Raw genomic sequence first — 22,870 nt, forward strand, 5'->3', positions numbered from 1 at the left:
CCTAATTTAAAAACATATTTTTTATTTTAAAAGGAGATTTATGAATTTCAATAAATTAATCGATCACACAATTTTAAAAGCCCAGACAACTTCTCAAGATATCAAAAACCTAATTGCTGAGGCAAAAAAATACAATTTTGGTGCTATTTGCATCGCACCTACTTGAGTTAAGTTAGCAAAACAAGAACTAAAAGACACTGATATTAAAATTGTCACTGTAATTGGCTTCCCGCTTGGAAATCAAGTTAGCGCTGTAAAGCAAAAAGAAGCCAGTCTTGCAATAATGCACGGGGCTGATGAAATTGATATGGTAATGAATATTGGCAAATTTAAGGAAAAAGAATTTGACTTTGTTATCAATGAAATTAACCTAATAAAAAAAGAAATTGGAACAAAAATTCTGAAAGTTATAGTCGAAACTGCACTTTTATCAGCAAATGAAATTGCCGAGGCTACTAAAATTGTAAGCAAATCAAATGCAGATTTTATTAAAACCTCAACAGGATTTTCTTACCGCGGCGCGACTGTTCAAGACATTGAAATAATGAGTGCTAATAAAAGTAAAAACTTACAAATAAAAGCAGCAGGCGGGATTTCCTCAATTGAAGATATTAAAACATATTATAAATTAGGTGCTACTCGTTTTGGGACTTCTAAGTCTGTAAGTATTGTCGAAAATTTAGACGATAAAAAATCTGAATATTAGTTTTTGAATTTTTTAAATTATGTTATAATTTAAAAAATTCAAATTTCAAAGTTAATTTTAATTTTAAATTTAAATTTAAAGGAAAAAATTATGCAAGTAAATGTTAGTCATCCTATAATTGCTAGCGAAATTGCTAAAATAAGGCAAAATATTTCTTTAGTTGATTTCCGGGCAGCAATTGAGAAAATTTCTTATTTACTTGCCTTCCCTGTTTTAGCCAAACTTAATTCAACAGATTTTAATGGCACATCTATTTTTAATGAACCTTTTTTAGGAACAAAAATTAGCGACTCTGTTGTTTTTGTGCCAATTTTACGCGCTGGATTTGCAATGTTAGATCCTTTTTTGAATCTAGTTCCTGATGCAAAAGTTGCGCCCGTAGGAATGAAGCGAAACTTAGATCTTTCAAATACAACTTACTATCTAAATTTGCCAAAAGCTACCCAAAATTCAGTTGCAATTATTTTAGATCCTATTTTAGCAACAGGGAATTCGATAATTAGCACGATTGATTACCTTATTGAAAAAGGGTTTGACAAAATAATTATTGCCACAATTTTAACTGTTCAAGAAGGTCTTGATAAAATTGCCAAGAAATACCCGCAAGTAAGTATCTTTTTTGGCCAGAAAGATGAAAAACTTAATGAAAAAGGTTACATTATTCCTGGAATTGGTGATGCCGGTGATCGTTTCTTTGGGGATTAGAGTTGAAAACTTCAATTTCGTGAAATTCTAACTATAATTTCAAAATTGCAATTACTGGAATTTTATTTAGCCTTTCGTTACTTTTTTTTATTTTTTCACACAATTATTTTTCCTGACCGTTTTTTCAAAATCTTGGACTAAAATTTGACTTATCCACCCTTTTTTTAGTGCCAATATTCTTGCTGGGTAGTTTTTGGTTGGGTTTTTTATGCCTTTTGGTTAGGTTTGCAATCGGTCCTTGACTTATTTTTAACCATTTTGGCGGGATTGACATTATCTATTTTGGCCATTTTGTACTATTTTTAGCTTCAGTTATATACATTTTTTCATTTTTTGGTTTTCGTTATCTTTTTATCAAAATTTTTAAAAATTTCGCTAAAATAAAAAGGTTCATTATTTTATCACTAATTGTCTCAACCCTTACAACCAGTTTGATGATGACTTTTTTAAACGGAGTTTTGATTCTTCCAGTTTATTTAAAACTTTTTAAAGCAATAAGTTCAGTATCTCTTGACCTAGTTTATAAGGGGTGGGATGATATTCAAAAAAAGTTTTTAGGAACCGAAAATTTTTCTTATTGGTCTTTTATTTTTAGTGTTTTTATTCCCTTTAATCTTGCAAATTTTGCTTTCCAATCAGTTTTAGCCTCTCCTATTTACATGATTATTGAACATTTTCACAAAAATAAGAGGCTAAACTAAGCAATTTATAAGCAAACTTCCTTATAATAAAAATATTTATTTATAATTTTGCTAATTTTTTTGAGTTGTTAAAATTTTTTTAGTTTTTGTGATATAATTATCTAGAAAAAATTGAAATAAACAATCAAAGGACATTTGAGGAGTTTTTACTATGCCAGTTCATTCATACCGATTTTTAGTTGCATCAGAGGATATTTATTTCCCAAACACCGCTCAGCAAACTATTAGTTTTAGCGACCCTGAATCAATTAAGATTCTCAGGGAAATTTACCATTCAACTTCACGGACAACTTTAACAAACAAAGAGTTGTTAATTGTTTACCGTAAAGAAAATGAAGAAGTAGATTTATTTGAAGAAGAAATTATCGATGAACAACTCGACAAAAAAGCCGCTGAACAAAACAAGTCAGGGGCTGCTGGTGCTGCTAAGTCTAAAACTTCAGAAAACGAAAAGCTAACTGTAGATCCCAAAATCGAAAATGACTTTTCGCCAAAAATTGTTGACATTGATGAACTTTCTAGATATGCTTCTCTAATTAGAGTTCAAAGTTATCGCGCAAAAACTAGACCTGATAAAAGCGATTGGCAAACCGTAATTTTAGATTTTACTGTTCTTGAAAAAGTTCAAGTTGTCGATTTAATAACTGATCCAAATAGTACAAAAGCTGACCAAATAACTATTAAATCAACTCGCGAAATTATAAAAAATCGTGAAATTCACGTAACTTTAATTAATGATTTACTTGAATTTGGGCGAAAAACAAAAAACTTTAAGATGCCAGGTGAACTTCTTTTGGTTGTTGACAAATTTCAAAATAGTAACACTGAAGTTGAAAAAAATGAATTCATCAAAGGTGTGACAAACACTTTATCTTCATCAGTTAGTCTTAATTATCAACAAAAATACCATTTATTTTCACTAAATTCTTATGCCTCAAAAATTAAAAAACTATACGAGCACGTTCATACCTTTAATGAACAAATTCGCCTCGAGGATGAAATTAATGTTATTCTCAAATCTAACCTTGACAAACAACAAACAGAATTTATCCTCAAAGAAAAAATTAAGGCAATCCGTAAAAAATTAGGTGAAGATTCCCGTTATGAAGATGAAATTGAAGAGCTTTTACACTCAGAAATTGGAAAATTAATTTTCCCGAAAGAAGTTGCAAAAACAATAAAACGTGAAGCTAACCGTTTAAAATCAATGATGGCGACTTCACCTGAGTCTAATATCACCAAAAATTACCTTGATTTACTAGTTGCCCTACCTTGAAGACGTGTAAGAAAAGACATTTTAGATATTCAAAATGTTCGCCAAAAACTTGAAGAAGCACATTATGGACTTGATGAAATTAAAAAAAGAATAATTGAATATCTTGCTGCCCTAATTCACCGGCGTTCACAGTCAAATCAAGAGCCAACCCTTGAGAAAATTGACGGTGATTATTGTGATTCAAATCTTTTTGTCAGCTCTAAAGTTCAAAAAGGAAGAACTAACTCAATTCCAATTTTAACACTTGTCGGGCCTCCAGGAACCGGAAAAACTTCAATTGCAATGGCAATTGCTGAATCAATTGGCAAAGAATTTGTTAAAATTTCGCTTGGAGGTGTCCGGGACGAGGCTGAAATAAGAGGCCACCGTCGGACATATGTTGGAGCTCTCCCTGGAAAAATTATTCAGGCTCTCAAAAAAGCTGGCGTTTCAAATCCGTTGATTTTACTTGATGAAATTGACAAAATGGGTTCAGATTTTAAAGGCGATCCGGCCGCTGCGATGCTTGAGGTTTTAGATCCAGAACAAAACCGTTTTTTCCAAGATCATTACTTAGAACTTGAATATGACCTGTCGCAAATTCTCTTTGTTGCCACAGCTAATGAAATTCATGACATTCCTGAGCCTTTACTTGACCGGGTTGAAATAATTGAGCTCTCATCTTACACATTTTTAGAAAAACTACAAATTGCAAAATCACACCTAATTCCTGCAGTTCTAAAAGAAAACTCCTTAGACCCAAAATATTTCCCAATTGATGATGAGACAATCGACTACCTCATTCGCTACTATACTCGCGAGGCTGGTGTCCGGGGGCTTAAACGGGTTTTTGACAAAATTGCAAGAAAAATTATTGTCAGACTGCTTGAAAACACATTGGCTGAGAACTTTAAAATTGATGTCAAATTTGCCCGTGAACTTTTAGGAATTGAAAAATTTGACCCCGATCCTGTTGATGCCAGTCCGCAAATTGGAACTGTCAATGGACTAGGATACTCTCCGCTTGGTGGTTCAACTCTACAAATTGAAGTTAGCACAATTCCGGGGCGAGGTGATATTAAACTAACTGGTTCGCTCAAAGATGTAATGCAAGAGTCAGCCCGAATTGCCCTGTCATATGTTCAATCTAAAGCTAAAGATTTTGGAATTGACTTTGATTTTGAAAACACACTAATTCACATTCACGTTCCAGAAGGTGCTGTTCCAAAAGACGGGCCGTCTGCAGGAATAACTTTTACAACCGCGATAATTTCAGCACTAAGCCAAAAACCAGTTTCACACGATATTGCAATGACAGGCGAAATCACACTGCGGGGAAAAGTGCTTGGAATTGGCGGCCTAAAGGAAAAATCACTTGGGGCCTATAAAAGCGGAATTAAAACAATTTTTATCCCGCAGTCAAACGAGAAAAATCTTGTTGATCTACCTGATGAGGTTAAAAATTCAATCAAATTTATTCCGGTTGAGACTTACCAACAAATTTATGACTTTATTTTCAAATAATTTAACTTTTGTGATATAATTATTCTTTGTATTTCAGGTTATTATTTGTCAAAAAGGTATAAAATGAAAAACATAAAAAATTCTCAAAATAATTTTCGATTTTTTGGTATAATTAACCTTGAAAATTAAATTGAGAATTTTTGAAAATTTCTAGCACTTAAAACTAACTAAATAGGATAGGAAATAGTTGCAAGGCTATTCAGTGGTGGTTTTTAGTTTGTTTTAAAACAAGTAAAAGAAAGGAAAAATATGGCAGTTGTTAAAACTGGTGCAAAAAAAGATTTTGACCGTTCAAAAGAGCATATCAATATTGGGACAATTGGTCATGTTGACCACGGAAAAACCACTCTAACAGCGGCAATTTCAACTGTATTATCAAAAAAAGGTCTAGCTGAAGCAAAAGATTATGCTTCTATTGACGCAGCCCCTGAAGAAAAAGCGCGTGGAATTACAATCAATACAGCCCACATCGAATATAGCACAGACAAGCGTCACTATGCCCATGTTGATTGCCCTGGTCACGCCGATTATATTAAAAATATGATCACAGGAGCAGCGCAAATGGATGGTGCCATTCTTGTTGTTGCTGCAACAGATGGTCCAATGCCACAAACTCGTGAGCACATTCTTCTTTCAAAACAAGTTGGTGTGCCAAAAATGGTTGTTTTCCTAAACAAAATTGACTTACTTGAAGGTGAAGAAGAAATGGTTGACCTTGTTGAGGTTGAAATTCGTGAACTTCTTTCTTCATATGATTTTGACGGAGACAACACTCCAATAATCCGTGGTTCAGCTCGTGGTGCTCTTGAAGGAAAACCTGAATGAGAAGCTAAAGTTCTTGAACTAATGGATGCGGTTGACTCATACATTGACTCGCCAGTTCGTGAAATGGACAAACCATTCTTAATGGCAGTTGAAGACGTCTTTACCATTACAGGTCGTGGAACTGTTGCTACTGGTAAAGTTGAAAGAGGACAAGTTAAACTAAATGAAGAGGTTGAAATTGTCGGTTACCGTCCTGAACCTAAAAAAACAGTTGTAACCGGAATTGAAATGTTTAACAAAAACCTTCAATCTGCAATGGCTGGAGATAATGCTGGAGTTCTTCTTCGTGGTGTTGACCGTAAAGATATTGAACGTGGACAGGTTATTGCCAAACCAAAAACAATTATTCCCCACACTAAATTTAAAGCAGCAATTTACGCGCTCAAAAAAGAAGAAGGTGGAAGACATACTCCATTTTTCAAAAATTACAAACCTCAATTTTATTTCCGTACAACTGATGTTACTGGTGGAATTGAATTTGAAGCTGGCCGTGAAATGGTAATTCCTGGGGATAATGTTGACCTTACTGTTGAACTTATTGCCCCTATCGCTGTTGAGCAAGGAACAAAATTCTCAATTCGCGAAGGTGGAAGAACTGTTGGTGCCGGAACAGTAACTGAAATTATTAAATAAAAAATCTTTTATCTAATACAAACTTTAGGGCCTGCCCTAAAGTTTTTTTTTTTTTTTTATTTTAAAATTGACTTTTTAGTGAATATAAATACAAAAAGATACCGAAAAATCCGGGTTTATCAACCTAAAATCTTAATTTTTAGTATTTTAAGTTTAAGCCTTTTCAAAAAAAAAAAAAATGCTTGGTCTAAAAAAAATTTCTGTTATAATAGAGTCACTAAGAATGAATTAAGAAATTTTGATATTGAATTAAGGAGGAATTGGTTATGTTTTTTGTCTAGAAAATCAGAAAACGCGAATTATCCATTATATTTTTAAATATGATGGAATGCCTTAAATTTAACCGTTTAGAAATCTTTAAATTTAGGGCTTTTAGTTATTGTTCTTTCAAAACTTCATATATTTTTTTAGGCTCAATGTAAGTAAAAACGAGTTTTCTATTTACATTGAGTTTAAATAGTAGTTGTTTTTTATGATTTTTGTTAGTGTTTCAAACTAAAAAAGTAGTTTAAAAATTTCATAATTTTGCTTTTAAGGTAAAATTTTAGCTTTTTTAGTTTGCTTTATTTGATTAATAAGTAGATCCCGAGTTTCCCAGTTTTAAGACAAAAATTCACTTTTTAGTAAATAAAAATATGAAAAAACACCCGTAAATCAGTCTTTTTTGAACGTGAAACCTTAATTTTTATCAATATCATTTAATTGCATTTTAAGTAATTTTATGGTATAATTATAAATTATGAAAAACAAAAATTAACTAAGTTGGTTTAGTAATGATGTTGCAAAAATTAAGACAAAGGGTTAAATTTAACACTTTAGATTAGCAAATGATATTTAAAAATTGCGATGGTGTGCCTAGTGATCCGAATATTTGAAATAGGTATGATTTTTACTATGATGTGTTAATTAATCAGTAAAAAAATTGTAATTAACTTTTACCAAAAAACTTAAAAAAGCCCCTAAAACCAGATACCTTTTTAAAATTACCTTATCAAACTGGGAAACTCGGGAAAAGTAGTTTAAAAATTTCATAATTTTGCTTTTAAGGTAAAATTTTAGCTTTTTTAGTTTGCTTTATTTGATTAATAAGTAGATTTTTCTTTCGTGATGGTCAGATTTAAAATTTAGTGTTTTTGCCTTGATAGTTATTTTTCTTGAGTTTGCCAAAAAAGCTAAAAAAGTTTCCAAAACCGGAGGCTTTTTTAGGATTATTTCATCAAACTGGAAAACTCGGGAAAATAATTTGGACTTTAGTTTTTTTAGTGTATAATATCTAAATTTAAAAACGAATTCAGGGGTGGCTAATATGATTTTTTGTTCCTAAAAGTGTAAATTTACTACTAAAGTCAGACTTAGTTGGTAAAATTTATTATAAGTATTATTAAATTCAAACATTTATAATAAATAGGAAAATTTGGAGGCAAGTATGAAACTATATTTTTCCCGTCGTCGAAAAGTTGTAATTTTAGCAATGGCAACAACATTCTTATCTTTAAGTTTGTATTCAATTAATCAATCATTAGTTAATTTTGATTTTTTGTCCAATGAAGTTAGTTATTCAACTCAAGTGCCTTCAATAATTTCAAAAAATCAGCCAAATGATACTGGATTTAATTCACCAGTAGCAAATACTGTTTTTGTTCCGCCAAAAATAGAAACGCCTAAAGAGAAAATTGAAAATCCGGTTAAACCACAAATCGTAACACCAAAAGTAGAAAAAATAAACCCCTTACCTGAAAAAGTAGCCCCTAAACCGATAAGAAGAATTCAAGCAGTTGAATCAACTATTCCTATTCGAACAACACCTGCACGCCAAAGTCCAACTAGGACTATATCTTCACGGCCAACAATTTCAACTTCAAGACCAATAAGTCAACCACAAGTTCAAAATAGAAATAATTCACGCTCTGTTAATTTTGGTGATGCAGCTTATCAACGCGCCCTTGGTTTGTGAAGACAACAACAAGACCGAAAAATTGCTGAAGTTACGCGTGAAAGAGATAAATATCAAGCCGAAGTTGCTGAGGCAGACCGTGTTATTTCAATTATTGAGGAGCATTGAAAAAAATACGCGCCAACTGGAGAAGATGGTAAGCCAAAAGTTAGCCTACAATCCTATCTTGAGGGGTATAAATACACTCGCTGAGTTGCAAATAATTATCTTGAGCGCGAGCAAAATTACTTAAAAGTAATTGAGCAACGAAGACAACTTGACCAACCTTTTACAGAACAAGAATTACAATGGATAAAAGATGGTTATACTCCTGATCCTTCAACCGACGGATGAGAACCAAAAGTCAATATTGTCGTAAATGGAATTAGGGCAAATAATAAAAAAAGATTAAACGCCGTTGATTCAAAATGAACAAGATATGATGGAACTAAAATTGGTTCTCTAAAATATGAAGGATGAAATGACACTGATGTAAGTTCGGAAATTAATAATCTTACCAAAGATAAGGGATTTTCTAACGGTAGCATTTCACTGATAAAATATACTCGAGCGCCTGGAAATACCGCTGGTAGCCTTTCAGAATTTAAAACTTTAGTTCTAAATGCCGATGATGATAAAGCCTTTCAAGCTTTTGCTGAGATTATGAAAAATGCTGCTAATAAAGACAATTCAATCAAGGCAATTGTTCTTAAAAATGTCGGAGCAAAGCATAAAACCCAAAATATAAAACAAATTTTAGAGCTTTTGCCACCGCAAATGCAAAAAGTTTCGCTCTTTTTAGATGACCACCAAGCAATTAATGGCCTTCGCGGACTTGAAAAATTCACCAAACTAAGCGAACTAGAACTCTATAGTAATTCACGAACCAACGAAAGCAATTGAGCAATCAATCCTAATGCCCTAAAAAATGTCGACTTTATTTCTTTTGATTATATAAATAAAGGTGATATGCATCTCCAAGATGGAGAAAAAGTTGCTGGATCAATTATTTTTGATACTCTCCGTTGAGATGAAGGAGATGATACTAACAAAGTTAACGAGGGACTTGAAATTGCTTTTAGTTCAAAAATTAATCAACGTGTTTTCCAAGGAACTTTTGGTGGTCGAGGTGGATATCCGTTACATCTTGACTTTTCTTCATCTAAAAATATTAAGACACTAAAAGGCATTGACTTTGCTAAAACAGAGAGACTTTTTAACCAAAAACTCCAAAGTTGAGAAGTTGAAGCTGAATCGCAAAAAAATCCTGGTCATGTAAATTTGCTTTTCCAATATTTATATTTTGGTGCCTCAAAAATAAGCGATTCTGGCTCAACAGGTTCAAATTATGTGTATAAAGTCGACACAAGCGACTTTCAAAATTCCCAATTTACTTCAAGACTTGTTAATGGACCTATCCAACAACCGGGAATTTATATAAAAGATGAAAATGGAAAAACCCTTTCAAATATTCCACTTTATATAACAGGTACTTCATTTTCTGGTGATGCTTTTAGTCAATTATCCAAATTTGTTGATGTTGCAAGGAAAAGTGCCACTTTTAACAAAATTTATGTCGAAAACACTGCACTTCAAAGTCAACTTTCAGGTTTAGGTCTACCTGTTGAAACAAAAACAATTACAACAACAGACTAAGCTAATAAAAAGTAAAAAAAATAATTATTTTTTTACTTTTTATGCCCAAAATTTCTTTTTTACTTAATTTTATTGAAAAAAGCACTATTAAAATTTTAATAAAAGGGTAAAATGGATCCAATTAATCATTGAGTTAATAAAATTCAAGAAAATCTGCAAAGATACCAAAAGGTTGTTGAACAATATCGAACAATAGCAATTTGGTGTAACCAAATTGAAAAAGTTTTTGCAATTAAGCCAAATTTACTTGATTTTCCGCACGGAATTGGGCTTAAAAAAATACCATTTTTAAAAAACTGACCAACAAGAAAAATAATAACTCTTATTAACAACGGAAAATTAACAGAAAAATTCACTAGTTTTCAAAAATGAAATATTCATACAAATCGAAGCTTATTTAATCAAATCAAAGCTAAATTGTTAGTTTGAGACTATTATTTATCTTTTCTTGAAGGAAATTATTTCAAAACTTGAATTATGGAAGAAGTTTCATACACTAAAAATTTACATTTTTTTCGTGGGCTGCTTTGAAAAAACAAAAATTACACAATGATAGTTGGTCTTAATAAATTTCAGGGAACTAAAAAATATGCCACTGACTTTTGCTCCTTTTTTACCGCGCTTTTAACCTCAAAAGAAATTAGTGATACTGCAAAAAAAATTGATAAAATTTCAAAAATTGACCGAATTTGGTACAATTATCAAAACAAGGATATAGATCAATATTCCAAACTTAGTTAAATATGTCATCTTTTTTATAATATTATTCTAAATTATTTTATAATTATATTATAGTAATTTATATTGGAGGGTGTATGGTTTGAGAAAATCCATTTGGAAAAAATAAAGTTCCATCAGTTGCTGAGTTGTGAAAAAATGAAAAAAAGCAATACCGAATTTGAATTTTTTCTTATCCGCTGTTACTCCTTTTGCTAGGTGTTTTTTTAAGTGTTCAACTTTTTTTAGACTTAGATATTAGAAATATTGGTCGAATTTTTTCGATTTTGTCAATTTTATTTACTGTTACAAGCTTATTTTTTTATGTATATTCTGTTTTTACATCATATAAAGCGAAAGATTTTGCACCTCTTGGCGATCGTTCCTTCTTTTTCACGTTCATTTCATTTTCTACCGCTGCTCTTTCAATTATAAATTCAACAATAGTAATGATTGGAAATTTAAGCCTTAATAATCAAAATTTTGTCGCAATATTAACTATTCAAATAATTCTTATTGGCCTAATTTTTGTTTTAATTCCATTTTTCTTGACAAAAGTTCTTAAAATTAAGTCAATATTCAAGCTTTCACGAACATTATTCATTATTGAAAAACGTATTGATGAGATGAAAAAAGATCCTAAGGCATATTCTGAATTTATGAATGTTTTTGACTTAGGCCACCAAAATCCAATGAATACACAGCAAGCAAATAACCCTGAAAACACACAAACTCAAGAAGCTCAAAACAAACCTAAAACAAAAGAAGAAAGAATAAAAATTGCACTTGAAAAATTAAATTTAACACAATTACATGAAATTGCCCAAAAATTAGAAATTTCTGGTTTTGAACAGTTAAAAAAACAAGAATTAATTAAGCTTTTAACTCAAATTCTTGCACAACAAGACTCTGAAAAATAGTTTGATATTTTAAGTCTAACTATTTTTCAGAAAAACAAAAAAATCAAAAATTTCTTTGTTTAAAACTAAAATATGTTATAATTATATTTAATGGTTTTTAGGCAATGGCACCATAGCCAAATGGTAAGGCATAGGTCTGCAACACCTTGATGTACCGGTTCGAGTCCGGTTGGTGCCTCCAAAATGTAATGCGCCCGTAGCTCAATTGGACAGAGTGTTTGGTTACGGCCCAAGAGGTTGAGGGTTCGACTCCTTCCGGGCGCGCCATATATAATATAATTAGACCAAGGAAAATTAACTAAATTATTTTAGTTAATTTTTTTATTTTTTCAGTTTTTTATGCTATAATTTCAAACTAGTTTTAAATTTAGTAAAACATCCTTGGTTATTTTTATAACCCACAAGCCCATAAGGAGAATTAATATGCCAAAATATGAAATTATGACAATTTTAGACCCAAAAGCAGAAGCAACAATATTAGAAAATTTGCTTTCTGCCATTTTTAGTCAAAATTCGTCATACAAACTTGTTAAACTTGAAAATTCAAGTCTTGCTTACCCTATTAAAAAATCAAAAACAGCACAATATTTTTTAATTAATCTTGATTCGCCAGCTAATTTAATTGAAGAATTTGTTCGCCGTGCGAATATTACCAAATCAATTTGACGATACTTAATAATTAATCTTGATTCTGAAAAAGGTTTTAATCAAAAACCAAAAAATTCCGATCGCCATAAAAGAACAAATCCAAGACGTGATCATTCAGATCGACCTAATTTTAAATCAGCTCCACGAACTCGTCAAGACCAAAACTCACCTAATCAGACAGAAAAAACTGATAAACCTTTTCAACGTCGAAATTTTAGACCTAATGCTCAAGGCGGTGCAAAACAAGGTTTTGCCCAACAGTCATCAGATAAGGCTAACTCACCTCAACGCGGAAAAACTTCATCTTCTTCAGCACAGGTAGAAACTGGTGTTGATAATGCTAAAAAAACACAGGAATCCCAATAGTTTTTGCCTATTTTAATTAATAAAAAGAATAGGCAAAAACTATAAAAAATTATGAATCGAATTTTTTTAATTGGACGCGTTTCATCTAAACCTGTACTTATGACAGCAAAGTCAAATGTTAATTTTATTCGATTTAATTTAGCAATTGATAGACGAAAATATAGCCAAGATTCGCCTACAATTACTGATTTTATTCCCGTAGTTGCTTGACGACAAAATGCAACAGCGCTCGACAAACTAATTACCATAGGAAGTTTGATAGCAATCGAAGGTTCTTTACAATCTTATCGTAGTACGTCAAATACAACAAATTATTTTACTACTTATGAGGTAAATGTTGATAACTTTCATTTATTAGAAACTAAAGAACAGCTAGAAAAGCGTCGTCAAAAATTAGCTCAAAAAGTTAGTGAACCTACTTTTGAACCTTTATTTGATGATTTTCAACTTCCCCAAAATGATAAAAGATCATTTCATGACGATACTATTTTTCAGACAGAACCCTCAGAACCTTCAGTAAATTTTAATGACACTAATGTTGAAATTACTGGTGAAGATAATGATCCATTTGCTGACTGAGATATTGATGATCTTGATCCTAACAAATAAAATTAAAAAGGAATGCAAAAATGAACAAAAAATACGCTAAAAAATTCAAGAAAAAGGTGTGCCAATTTTGTGAAGCTAAACTTTTTTACATTGACTATAAGTCAACTGAAGTGCTTCAACGTTATATTAACTCTTTTGGAAAAATTCAACCTTCAAGAATTACAGGTAATTGCGCAAAACACCAACGTAAATTATCACTAGCAATTAAAAGAGCGCGTTTTGTCGCTTTACTTCCGTTTGTTGGTGATAGAATCCGTGGAAGCTACGATAAAACTCGAGTTTAATTATAAAAATATAATATGAATCTAAAAGCAGGTCTTATTGGACTTCCTAATGTCGGAAAATCGTCGCTTTTTTCAGCACTGACAAAAATGAATGTTGAAATTGCTAATTATCCTTTTGCAACAATAGACTCAAACATTGCAACTGTCGAAATCCGTGATCCAAGACTAATTAATTTAGCCGATATTGTTAAGCCAAATAAAATTGTATTTTCGACTTACTCTTTTGTCGATATTGCTGGTTTAATAAAAGGAGCTTCACTGGGCGAAGGATTAGGTAATAAATTTCTTGAAAATATTCGAAATGTTGACTGTCTAGTTCATGTTGTGCGCTGTTTTGATGATTCAAAAATAATTCACGTTAATAATCAAGTAAATCCTATTTTTGACATCCAAACAATAAATTTAGAGCTAATTCTTGCCGATTTAAGTTCAATTGAGTCAATTATTGCCCGACTTAGTAAAAAAATCAACAATACAAGCGACAAGCAAGCAAAAGTTGAATTTGAACTTGCTAAAAAAGCAAAAGATCATTTGCAAAAAGACAAATCTTTACGCGATTTGGCTTTAGATAATGAAGAGCGTCAAATAATCAAAAATTGGCAACTTTTAAGTATAAAGCCAATTTTATATGTTGCTAACATTGACCAAAAATCTGTTAGCGATCCCTTAAAAAATCCATATTTTTCTGAGCTTAAAGAATATCTTGAAAAGGAAAATGCAATTTTAATCCCAATTTGTGTTGCCTTAGAACACGAAATTTCCCAACTTGATCAGGAAGAAAAACAACTATTTTTACAAGAATTTGGACTTGAGAAGTCATCTCTTGATTTTCTTGTTCTTAATAGTTTTAAACTGCTTGACTTAGGAACTTTTTTTACTGTTGGAAAAAAAGAAGTTCGCTCATGAATATTTAGGAAAAATACAGCCGCAGTTGATTGCAGCGGAATTATTCACTCAGATTTTGTTAAAAAATTCATAAGAGTTGAAATTATTTCATATGAGGATTTTATTGAGTTCAAAAGCGAAAAAGCACTTAAAGAAAAAGGCAAAATTCGTCTTGAGGGAAAAGAATACTTGATTAAAGACGCAGAAATATGCCATTTCCGCATAAGTAATTAGTTCAAATAAAATTTTTAAAAAACCAAAAAATTATACATCAAAAAATTTATTTATAAATATTGATTGGTATAATTTTTTGGTTTTTTAAATTATCAGTTATTTCTAAAATAACAGCATTAAATTGGCAATCATTGTCCGAAGTTTGAAATTTTGTGCTTTTATTATAGCGAATTCTATTATAAACATCAAGGAATTTTACACCAATTGCATCATTTGCAGGACCTGTCATTCCAACATCAGTTATAAAAAGTGTTCCAAGCGATAATTCTCTAGCATCAGAAGTCTGAACGTGGGTGTGCGTTCCTAAAAGTGCATTAATTTTACCATTTAGATAAATTCCAAGCACATTTTTTTCACTTGTTGTCTCAGCATGAAAATCAACTATGTGAAAATCAGCATCATCTTCGGCGATAACTTTGTCAATTGCATCAAAAAAATTATCAGCAAATTGGTGATTTCAAGGTTTGACTAACTTATTAAACGCCACACCTAAAAGCGAAGTTATTCTGAATGTTTTTCCATTTTTTAAAATTGTAGTAGTACCTTTGCCACTATATTCTTTGTCAATGTTTAGCGGCCTAACGATATCTGGATTATCAATAATTAAAGCAATTTCAGGATTAGATCAAACATGATTGCCAATAGTAAAAATATCAACACCAAGCTCTTTTAAATATAAATAATCCCTTTTATTTAGTCCTTTTCTGCCGGTTATATTTTCAGCCTGAACTATTATTAAGTCAAAATTATAGTTTTTTCTCAAAATATTAAGTTGATTTTTAAACATTTCTATACCAGGCGCGCCAAAAATATCACCAACAAATAAGACAGTAGCAGATTTCATTCAATTCCTTTAAATTTTTCAAATATTTTATTTGAAAAAAAATTAAAAAAGATGCTTTTATTTTAGCATCATTGGTCAAAAAGATATGGTGCCAACAACAGGAATCGAACCTGCGACCCCATCCTTACCATGGATGTGCTCTACCGACTGAGCTATGATGGCGCTTAATGCTTTAAAATTATAGCACTTTTTAATATTTTTAATCAAAAAAATATTAAAAAGTGAAGCAAATTTAAAGACAAAAACAAAAAAAATACTTTCGATGCAAGCAAATATTAAGTTTTGAAAGAGCCAAATTATTAATTCTTATTTGTTTTAGCATTATACCACAAAAATTTTAAAAACCAAGTTTTTTTTATATTTCTAAAAAACTTGATGTATAATTTAGTTTGTAAAATAACGAAAAAAATTTGACTCACAAATTGTGAGCACTCCCAAAAAAATATATTTATATACTTTTTGTTTTAAATTGTTAATTGCTCTTTTAAAATTTAATACTACAAAATAGGAAAATTAAAAATGATAGGCTTATTTGAACACATTGTTATAAAAGCAGATCAAAATAAAACTATTTTAAATCAACAACAATTAGATTTTTTTATTAAAGCATCAAAAGCAGAATTATTTAAAAAAACTAATACATCTCAGGATTTTTTATATCATAGAGTTCTACGAAACATTTTCGATCAACCACTGTTATTTTTACAATTTACTAATCATTATCTAATAATAACTCCCGAAAATTATGAAACTAATGAAATTGCAAATTCTAGTTTTGATAAGGAATTATTTGATAAAAATAATGTCGTTTATATACCCGGATTTTCATTACATTATCAAGTTGATGGCGACTATTTTGGGTTAGTTTCTAAACAGAAATTAGATGAAAAAATAGTTGAAGTTATTAAGAATCAAAAACATATATATTTAAGTGTAACTAAGCTGAATACAGAAAAAAACAAGGCTAAAAAAGAAGAATATTTTAATTATAAATTTCGTACAAAACGTGGAACTGCAAGTGCTGGCGAAATAAAAGCAAAAGCTGGAAAAGTTAGCAATCTTTTTTATTTTAATGTCGGTATTAGCAATTCCTTATGATTTAAGGCAAAAGATTCAGTTTCAAAACTTGGTTATATAGAATATCAAGACAATTCTAAGAAACCTGGGCTTTGTGAATATATTGCTATGTCTTTGATGTTAGAATATGCCGAAACATTCATTGCATCCGGAATATTTAGCAATGAAGAAATTGCTAGATATTTTGATATGAAAAAAAATTATTCTAATAACCTAAGCAAAGGCGTTGCAGAACATAAATATTATATATATAAAAATATTGATGATGGAACTACTACATATAATTCACTTCCATATCAATTGTTTGAACTCAATGGGCGATATCAACATGTTAAGTATGCTTCTTACTTTACTAGTACATTAGAAAAATTTCTAAAGGGAAAGGAAATAAAAAAATACATAACAACTGATTATTCTGCCAATTTTATGCATTCAAGTAACCCTGAAACTTTTTTGTTTAAAAATAATATGCCAGTTATGGTATCTTTTGCTAATATTGCTACTGGACACAACATTGTTTTATATGGATATGATCCAGATACAGAAAAATATCTTGTAAATTTTGGATGGCCAGGTAATTCCAATTTACTTATTTCTAAATGAGATATTTGAAGTTTTTGATCAATGGGTTATTGATGAGCATTTAAAATAGATGATGATTATATAAAAAATCACTCACCTAAACAAAAATTATTAAGTGCAAATGGTAAGATTTATTCATATCCAGAAATTTTTGAAGAAGAACTTGTAATTGATAAAAATGGTATTCTAACTATAGATAACGACATTTATTAATATAGCTAAATTAAGGTGTTTTTTAATGAAAAAAACAAAAGAAAAGAAATTCACAAATTTATGAATTTTTTCAAAATATTTAAAAACTAATCTTCGAAAGAATTGATTTTTATCATTTTTTCTTATAGTTTTTTCAATTTTTTCAATTTTACTTATTTTGTTTTTATGAGAAGCTGATAAAAATTTTGATTTACCTATTTATAATTCGCAAAATCAACGAATAACTATTGTCAAAAAAAATGGCGAAGAGTTTGGAAATAACGAAATTTCAGAGATAAAAAACTTAAAATCTGTTAAATATATTTCAAATGGTGAATCAGAATTAGATTTTGGCGATTTTAGCAATAAAAACTCATTTAGTTCTGGTTTATGAACTAAAATTTTGCCAGTTGAAATCAATGATTTTTTTAAAAATGATATGAAAAACTATACTAATTTTCAAGGTAAATTTTTAGAAAATAATGATGAAATAATAGTTTCACAAGATTATGCTAATTTAAAAGAAGTTAAAATTGGCGATTATATTGATTATAAATATTGAATAAAACATCCTTCAACTAATGAAAATCAATTAATTTATACTAAAAAATTTAAAATTGTAGGAACAGTAGGATTTGCTAATAGTTATCCAGATTATTTTGTTTTAATATCCGATAAAGGCTATAAAAATTTAGATGAAAATATTTTTGATAAGTCAAAAATATTTCTCAATCAAATCCAAGGTCAAAATGGGTTTTTTAAATCTTTATTTAAAAATTTAGTATATTATAATGTAAAAATTTCAAATACAGAAAATGCTGTTGATTTTAAAGTTTCTACATTTTCTGATTTACATTCTAATAAAAATTTTAGTCTTGATAAAAAAGATAAAAAGCTTAAAACAGGTCGTTTTACTGAAAATAAAAACGAAATTCTTGTTAGTCAAGGTCTAATCAATCATTTAAGTAAAAATTCCAATTTAAATTTAAATGTAGGTGATGAAATAACTTTTAAAATGGAAGTGGAAGATATTAATTTTTCATTTTTCAGAGATCATCCCTTTGCTTTTAAAATTAGTGGAATTCTTAAATCTGATGAAGCTAATAAAATAGAATTTAACAAAAATGTAGCTCAACTTTTCGCTGATTCAATAAATGAAAACAAACCTTTAAGACTAAGTGTTTTTTATGATAAAAGCGAGCAAAATTTATTGTCAAATCTCAAAGAAAAAGGATTTGAATTGGCACCAAAAATTGGTTATCCAATTAATAGAGGCGTTGCTGATATTTGACTAATAATTGCATCAAGTGTAGTAATTCTAATTTTACTTTTAACTACTGTTATTGTTTTTGCTTTTGCCTTAAGAAATTTCAAAATAAACAATGGAACTATTCAAAGTTTTGACGTTGATATAAGTAAAAAATTAAATTTATATTGAATTTTTATATCATTATTCATTCTTATTGTTAGCTTTATACTGTTTCTTATTTCAATTAAATTGCCATTTTTTAGGGATTTTCTTGCCAATAGATCAGCAGGTTACATAATTGGTCGCATTAGTTTAGATCTTATTTGAATCTCATTGTTATATATTCTATTTTCAACAATTATTTTTAGAGTCACTACTCATTTTTTAAAAATAAGAAAAGAAAAAAAATATAAACTAATTGAAAATAAATTAGTAAATTAACCTAATTGAAAAATTTCAGCTTTTTGGTTACCTACCTAGCTAATACCCAAATAAAATTTGTGATTTTGTCTCAACATTAACATTGCACAATAATAAACAAAGTTAGCGTTTTTATGCTAACTTTGTCCTAAATAGAAGATAAAAATGCAACGTATGATATAATAATATTATTGTTGCATTTTTTTTATTTAGGAGCATCATGGAAAAAAGAAAATTTAAGCATTTTAGTTTTGAAGATTTAGTAAAAATTGAGTTTTTATTGCAGAACAATAAAAGTATTAGATATATCGCTAGACAACTTAATGTTTCGCCCTCAACTGTCTCAAGAGAAATTAAAAGAAACCTAAATGAATATGGAATTTATGAAGCTAATTTAGCAATAACAAAAAGGCGAAAAAGATATTATCATAGGTATTATTTTAGATTTGTTGTGTTAGGAAAATATGAGGAATTTAGCAAAATTTTTGCAATAAAATATGACAAAAAAGTCCATGGAGTTAAGGCGACATATTTTTATATAGCAGAAAATTTTCCGAATATTGAAAGACCATCTTTAAAGACTGTTTTTAACTGAATTAAAACTAATAAATGGGTAATAGTTAGGAGTAACAGGCTCAGAAAATATTACAAAAAAGGTGGAAAAAGAACCAGAAATGCCGTGCAAAGATTAGTTCCAAAAGGTTATGTAAAACCCATTTGAGCACGTGATAAATCCATAGATTCTAGGCAAGATTTTGGACATTGAGAGCTAGATTTAATAGTTGGCAAAAAGGCTAGCGGACATGATAATATCCTAACTTTAGTAGAAAGAAAAACTAGAAAATTATTTGCTAAAAAAGTGCGAAACAAAAATCCCAAAACCATCAATAAAGCCATCAAAGATCTTGCAAATGAAAATAATTTGCATATCAAAACTATCACTTGCGATAATGGAATTGAATTTGAGGAAATTGCGATATTGGCATATTGATTAAAAGTAATAATTTATAAAGCAGAACCATATGCTTCATTTCAGAGAGGTTCTAATGAGCATGCCAACGGATTAATTAGAAGGTTTTATCCAAAAGGTTTTGATTTCAACCTAATCAGCGATGATGATTTACAAAATACAATCAGTCAAATTAACTCAATGCCTAGGGAAATTTTTAATTGAAAATCCGCGTTGGAGGTATTTAATGATAACTTGGTGATTTAAGATTTAAAAAAAATCGCCAAACGGCGATTTTAAAAATACGTATATGTTGCATTTATATTTTTAATTTGGGACAAAGTTAGCGTTTTTATGCTAACTTTGTTTAATTTCTAGTCATTTTTTAACTTTTTGGCATGTTTTTCAAAATATAAATGGAATAAGTGATATAATTATTAATTTTTGTGATTAAAAACAATTAAGTTAGTGAGAATAAAATGAGTAAAAATGAAGCAGTTGATCAACTTATAAAATTTATCCAAATAAAACAAGCTAGACTAAAAAGAAATCAAAAAATTGCTTATTATGGCGCTAATGCTGTTAAATGGATAACTTTTTTCGCAAATATTATAGTAATTTCCTTGGCGATTTGGGTAATTATAACAGAAATTAATCGTTATCAATTAATTCAATCTGAAAATAAATCAGTTTTTAATGACCTTGGACTAACTATTGTTTTGGCTAGTTTTATTTGTCTTACTTTTTTTATTAATTTATTTCTTGCTGTTTTTCGTGAAGTTATGAAGTTTAAAGAATATAAAAAAGCCCAAAGAGAGCTAAGTTATTTGTATTTTCAAATTCAAAATGATCCAAATTATAGTTTTGAAAAATTTGAACAGGACTATCAAGCGATCTCTGATTTTTATTTTCAAAAAAAAGATGTTTCAAAAATAAAAATTCTTAAAAAAATAGTTTTTGGTGGTAAAAAATGGTTATAAAAAATGTCCGACTTGATTCAGATTCTTATGAATTTGCTAAATTTTTATACAGAAAAACGCTTGTAAAAGCAAGGGTTTTTCAAATTTTATTTTGAACAGTTTCGATTTTTAGTATTTTTTTTGGATTTTTTTCGACTTTAATGGGTATTTTTAAATTAGCTTCACCAAAATTAAGTGAATTTGAACCTTTTGCCAATTTTTTTATTTCAACTGACGAAAATGGCGCAAAAGTTGACCAATGACCAATTTTTGTCTTATGAATTAACCTGTCAATCTCAATTATTAACAGTCTTTTTGCCCTTTTTCTAATAAAACCACGCTGAATTCGCAACCAAGAAATTAATGACTTTTTAAAAATTGAAATAATTTTATTTGAAACAAAAACAGGAAAATATGCAAATTCAGAAAATTTACAAATTGAACTTTTTAATTCAATTTGTAAATTTTTAGGAATTCTCAAAGCTCTTGAAAATAAACAAAAAGAGCAAAAAACTAACATTGATAAAAAGGAACAAACTAATGGATAAAGAAAAATTGCTTTCAAAAATTGAACTTGATGTTATAAAATTAACGGCAAAAGCACGTGTTTCTAAGGGTATTTTTTTATTTGCTAGTATTGCCTTAATTTTAATGTCAGCTTTTAATGGTATTTTATCAGCCTATGCAATTACTAAAAATCCTAATCCAACTGCGGTTAAGTTATTTGTTGCAATTGCTTTTATTAATGCAATTATTAGTTTTGTGAGTTCACTTTCTTCTTTTTTTGTTTTTGAAAATGTTTATAAAAAGGCAACAGAAAAAATTAATTTTTATGAAGAAAAGAAAAATGAGCTTTTATCTCAAGATGCAAACATTGATGAGATAGCAAAACAGTTAGGAAACATAAAAATTGAAAATTAGTTTGTATTATTTTTAAAAAATGTTAAAATGTATCTATAATTTAACTTAAATTTTATTTTAACAATTTTTTTTATAACACTGATACCGTTGTTATAACCCGAAAAAAACATTCATTTAAAGGAAAAAATGCCAACAATTTCTCAATTAGCAAAAGGGTGCCGAGTTAAGAAAACTTGAAAGTCAAAAGTTCCTGCATTGAATATGTTATATAATTCTTTGCACAAAAAAGAACTAAAAATTAGCTCGCCCTTTAAACGTGGAGTTTGCACAAGAGTTGCAACTATGACTCCTAAAAAACCTAACTCAGCATTACGTAAATTTGCAAGGGTAAAACTTTCAAATGGAATTGAAGTTAATGCCTATATTCCCGGTGAAGGTCACAATTTACAAGAACACTCAATTGTTTTAATTCGTGGTGGAAAAGTTAAAGACTTACCTGGGATTCGTTATCACATTGTCCGTGGAACTCAAGATACTACCGGTGTTGCAAAAAGAGCCCAAGGTCGTTCCAAATATGGAGCAAAAAAACCTAAAACTTCAAAGTAAAAATCTGAAAAAAGCTATAAAATACGACATTTTTTAAAAGGAGACAATCATGTCACGAAAAAAACAAGCCCCAGTGCGCGACGTGCTTGCTGATCCAGTTTTTAACTCAAAACTGATCACAAAAGCAATAAATAGCGTTATGTTAGACGGGAAAAAAACTACTGCCCAAAACATTCTTTATTCATCATTTAAATTAGTTGAAGAAAAAACTCAAAAAGATGCTCTTGAAGTTTTTCAACAAGCTGTAAAAAATGTGACTCCCTTGACAGAAGTTCGCTCACGTCGAATCGGGGGAACAAACTATCAAGTTCCAATGGAAGTTCGCCTAAAACGTCAACAGACTCTTGCTTTGCGTTGATTAATTCTTTTTGCCAGAAAACGTAACGAAAAAACAATGGTTGTTCGTCTTGCAAATGAAATAATTGATGCTTATAATAAAACAGGTGGGGCCTTCAAGAAAAAAGAAGACACTCACAAAATGGCTGAAGCAAACCGTGCTTTTGCACACTTTAAATGGTAGGAATTTAGAA

At 29.7% G+C, this 22,870-nt stretch carries 21 protein-coding genes and 3 tRNA genes; 22 read left to right on the top strand and 2 right to left on the bottom strand.

Annotation, left to right across the window (positions count from 1 at the left end; all coding sequences use genetic code 4):
* Nucleotides 1-40: 40 nt before the first annotated feature.
* From deoC to ychF, 14 genes are all read left to right on the top strand, one after another.
* Nucleotides 41-706: a deoxyribose-phosphate aldolase gene (gene deoC, locus R7X45_RS02325; protein WP_318055770.1), complete on the top strand. Its 666-nt coding sequence runs from the start codon at nt 41-43 to the stop codon at nt 704-706.
* 90 nt (nt 707-796) lie between these two features.
* On the top strand, nt 797-1,411 hold the full coding sequence (gene upp, locus R7X45_RS02330) for a uracil phosphoribosyltransferase (RefSeq protein WP_318055771.1): 615 nt from the start codon (nt 797-799) through the stop codon (nt 1,409-1,411).
* Nucleotides 1,412-1,413: 2 nt separating this feature from the next.
* The gene (locus R7X45_RS02335) at nt 1,414-2,112 is read left to right on the top strand and encodes an MPN527 family putative ECF transporter permease subunit (protein ID WP_334308705.1); all 699 of its coding nucleotides are present in this window, start codon (nt 1,414-1,416) and stop codon (nt 2,110-2,112) included.
* A 151-nt stretch (nt 2,113-2,263) separates the two neighbouring features.
* Nucleotides 2,264-4,891, top strand: coding sequence for an endopeptidase La (gene lon, locus R7X45_RS02340; protein ID WP_318055773.1), 2,628 nt, complete (start codon nt 2,264-2,266; stop codon nt 4,889-4,891).
* 249 nt (nt 4,892-5,140) lie between these two features.
* A complete protein-coding gene (tuf, locus tag R7X45_RS02345) occupies nt 5,141-6,349 on the top strand; it encodes an elongation factor Tu (RefSeq protein WP_010321121.1) in 1,209 nt (402 codons plus the stop codon).
* 1,426 nt (nt 6,350-7,775) lie between these two features.
* A complete protein-coding gene (locus R7X45_RS02355; RefSeq protein ID WP_318055774.1) occupies nt 7,776-9,938 on the top strand; it encodes a putative immunoglobulin-blocking virulence protein in 2,163 nt (720 codons plus the stop codon).
* A 111-nt stretch (nt 9,939-10,049) separates the two neighbouring features.
* Nucleotides 10,050-10,679: a hypothetical protein gene (locus R7X45_RS02360; protein ID WP_318055775.1), complete on the top strand. Its 630-nt coding sequence runs from the start codon at nt 10,050-10,052 to the stop codon at nt 10,677-10,679.
* A 74-nt stretch (nt 10,680-10,753) separates the two neighbouring features.
* The gene (locus R7X45_RS02365; protein WP_318055776.1) at nt 10,754-11,575 is read left to right on the top strand and encodes a Rho termination factor N-terminal domain-containing protein; all 822 of its coding nucleotides are present in this window, start codon (nt 10,754-10,756) and stop codon (nt 11,573-11,575) included.
* A 106-nt stretch (nt 11,576-11,681) separates the two neighbouring features.
* Nucleotides 11,682-11,756 (top strand) — tRNA-Cys (locus R7X45_RS02370).
* 9 nt (nt 11,757-11,765) lie between these two features.
* Nucleotides 11,766-11,842, top strand: a tRNA-Arg gene (locus tag R7X45_RS02375).
* A gap of 156 nt (nt 11,843-11,998) precedes the next feature.
* A complete protein-coding gene (rpsF, locus tag R7X45_RS02380) occupies nt 11,999-12,589 on the top strand; it encodes a 30S ribosomal protein S6 (protein WP_318055777.1) in 591 nt (196 codons plus the stop codon).
* A gap of 51 nt (nt 12,590-12,640) precedes the next feature.
* On the top strand, nt 12,641-13,198 hold the full coding sequence (locus R7X45_RS02385; protein ID WP_318055778.1) for a single-stranded DNA-binding protein: 558 nt from the start codon (nt 12,641-12,643) through the stop codon (nt 13,196-13,198).
* Between the two features lie 20 nt (nt 13,199-13,218).
* Nucleotides 13,219-13,482 (top strand): 30S ribosomal protein S18, encoded by a 264-nt coding sequence (rpsR, locus tag R7X45_RS02390; RefSeq protein ID WP_044284513.1) that lies wholly within the window; start codon nt 13,219-13,221, stop codon nt 13,480-13,482.
* A gap of 15 nt (nt 13,483-13,497) precedes the next feature.
* Nucleotides 13,498-14,601, top strand: a complete 1,104-nt coding sequence (ychF, locus tag R7X45_RS02395) for a redox-regulated ATPase YchF (RefSeq protein WP_318055779.1) — start codon at nt 13,498-13,500, stop codon at nt 14,599-14,601.
* Nucleotides 14,602-14,647: 46 nt separating this feature from the next.
* On the opposite strand, the gene R7X45_RS02400 is transcribed toward ychF, so the two are convergent.
* Nucleotides 14,648-15,445 (bottom strand): TIGR00282 family metallophosphoesterase, encoded by a 798-nt coding sequence (locus R7X45_RS02400; protein WP_010321111.1) that lies wholly within the window; start codon nt 15,443-15,445, stop codon nt 14,648-14,650.
* Between the two features lie 86 nt (nt 15,446-15,531).
* Nucleotides 15,532-15,607: transfer RNA gene (locus tag R7X45_RS02405), tRNA-Thr, on the bottom strand.
* A 357-nt stretch (nt 15,608-15,964) separates the two neighbouring features.
* Between R7X45_RS02405 and R7X45_RS02410 the strand changes: the two genes are divergently transcribed.
* The 8 genes from R7X45_RS02410 to rpsG all read left to right on the top strand — a co-directional run bounded on the left by R7X45_RS02410 (nt 15,965) and on the right by rpsG (nt 22,860).
* Nucleotides 15,965-17,317 (top strand): putative cysteine peptidase, encoded by a 1,353-nt coding sequence (locus R7X45_RS02410; RefSeq protein ID WP_318055780.1) that lies wholly within the window; start codon nt 15,965-15,967, stop codon nt 17,315-17,317.
* Nucleotides 17,318-17,342: 25 nt separating this feature from the next.
* Nucleotides 17,343-18,986 (top strand): hypothetical protein, encoded by a 1,644-nt coding sequence (locus R7X45_RS02415; RefSeq protein ID WP_318055781.1) that lies wholly within the window; start codon nt 17,343-17,345, stop codon nt 18,984-18,986.
* A 199-nt stretch (nt 18,987-19,185) separates the two neighbouring features.
* A complete protein-coding gene (locus R7X45_RS02420; RefSeq protein WP_318055782.1) occupies nt 19,186-20,181 on the top strand; it encodes an IS30 family transposase in 996 nt (331 codons plus the stop codon).
* 212 nt (nt 20,182-20,393) lie between these two features.
* Nucleotides 20,394-20,894 (top strand): hypothetical protein, encoded by a 501-nt coding sequence (locus R7X45_RS02425; protein WP_318055783.1) that lies wholly within the window; start codon nt 20,394-20,396, stop codon nt 20,892-20,894.
* The gene (locus tag R7X45_RS02430; RefSeq protein ID WP_313359427.1) at nt 20,885-21,421 is read left to right on the top strand and encodes a DUF4231 domain-containing protein; all 537 of its coding nucleotides are present in this window, start codon (nt 20,885-20,887) and stop codon (nt 21,419-21,421) included. Before R7X45_RS02425 ends, R7X45_RS02430 begins: the two co-directional genes overlap by 10 nt.
* Nucleotides 21,414-21,794 carry a DUF4231 domain-containing protein gene (locus tag R7X45_RS02435; RefSeq protein WP_303466058.1) on the top strand — a complete coding sequence of 127 codons (381 nt, stop codon included), beginning with the start codon at nt 21,414-21,416 and terminating at the stop codon, nt 21,792-21,794. Before R7X45_RS02430 ends, R7X45_RS02435 begins: the two co-directional genes overlap by 8 nt.
* 126 nt (nt 21,795-21,920) lie before the next feature.
* Nucleotides 21,921-22,340 carry a 30S ribosomal protein S12 gene (rpsL, locus tag R7X45_RS02440; protein ID WP_010321104.1) on the top strand — a complete coding sequence of 140 codons (420 nt, stop codon included), beginning with the start codon at nt 21,921-21,923 and terminating at the stop codon, nt 22,338-22,340.
* A gap of 49 nt (nt 22,341-22,389) precedes the next feature.
* Nucleotides 22,390-22,860 (top strand): 30S ribosomal protein S7, encoded by a 471-nt coding sequence (gene rpsG / locus R7X45_RS02445; RefSeq protein ID WP_252262931.1) that lies wholly within the window; start codon nt 22,390-22,392, stop codon nt 22,858-22,860.
* Nucleotides 22,861-22,870 lie beyond the last annotated feature (10 nt).

Source organism: Mesomycoplasma ovipneumoniae (assembly GCF_033343935.1).
GTDB classification, from domain to species: Bacteria; Bacillota_I; Bacilli_A; order Mycoplasmatales; family Metamycoplasmataceae; genus Mesomycoplasma; species Mesomycoplasma ovipneumoniae_G.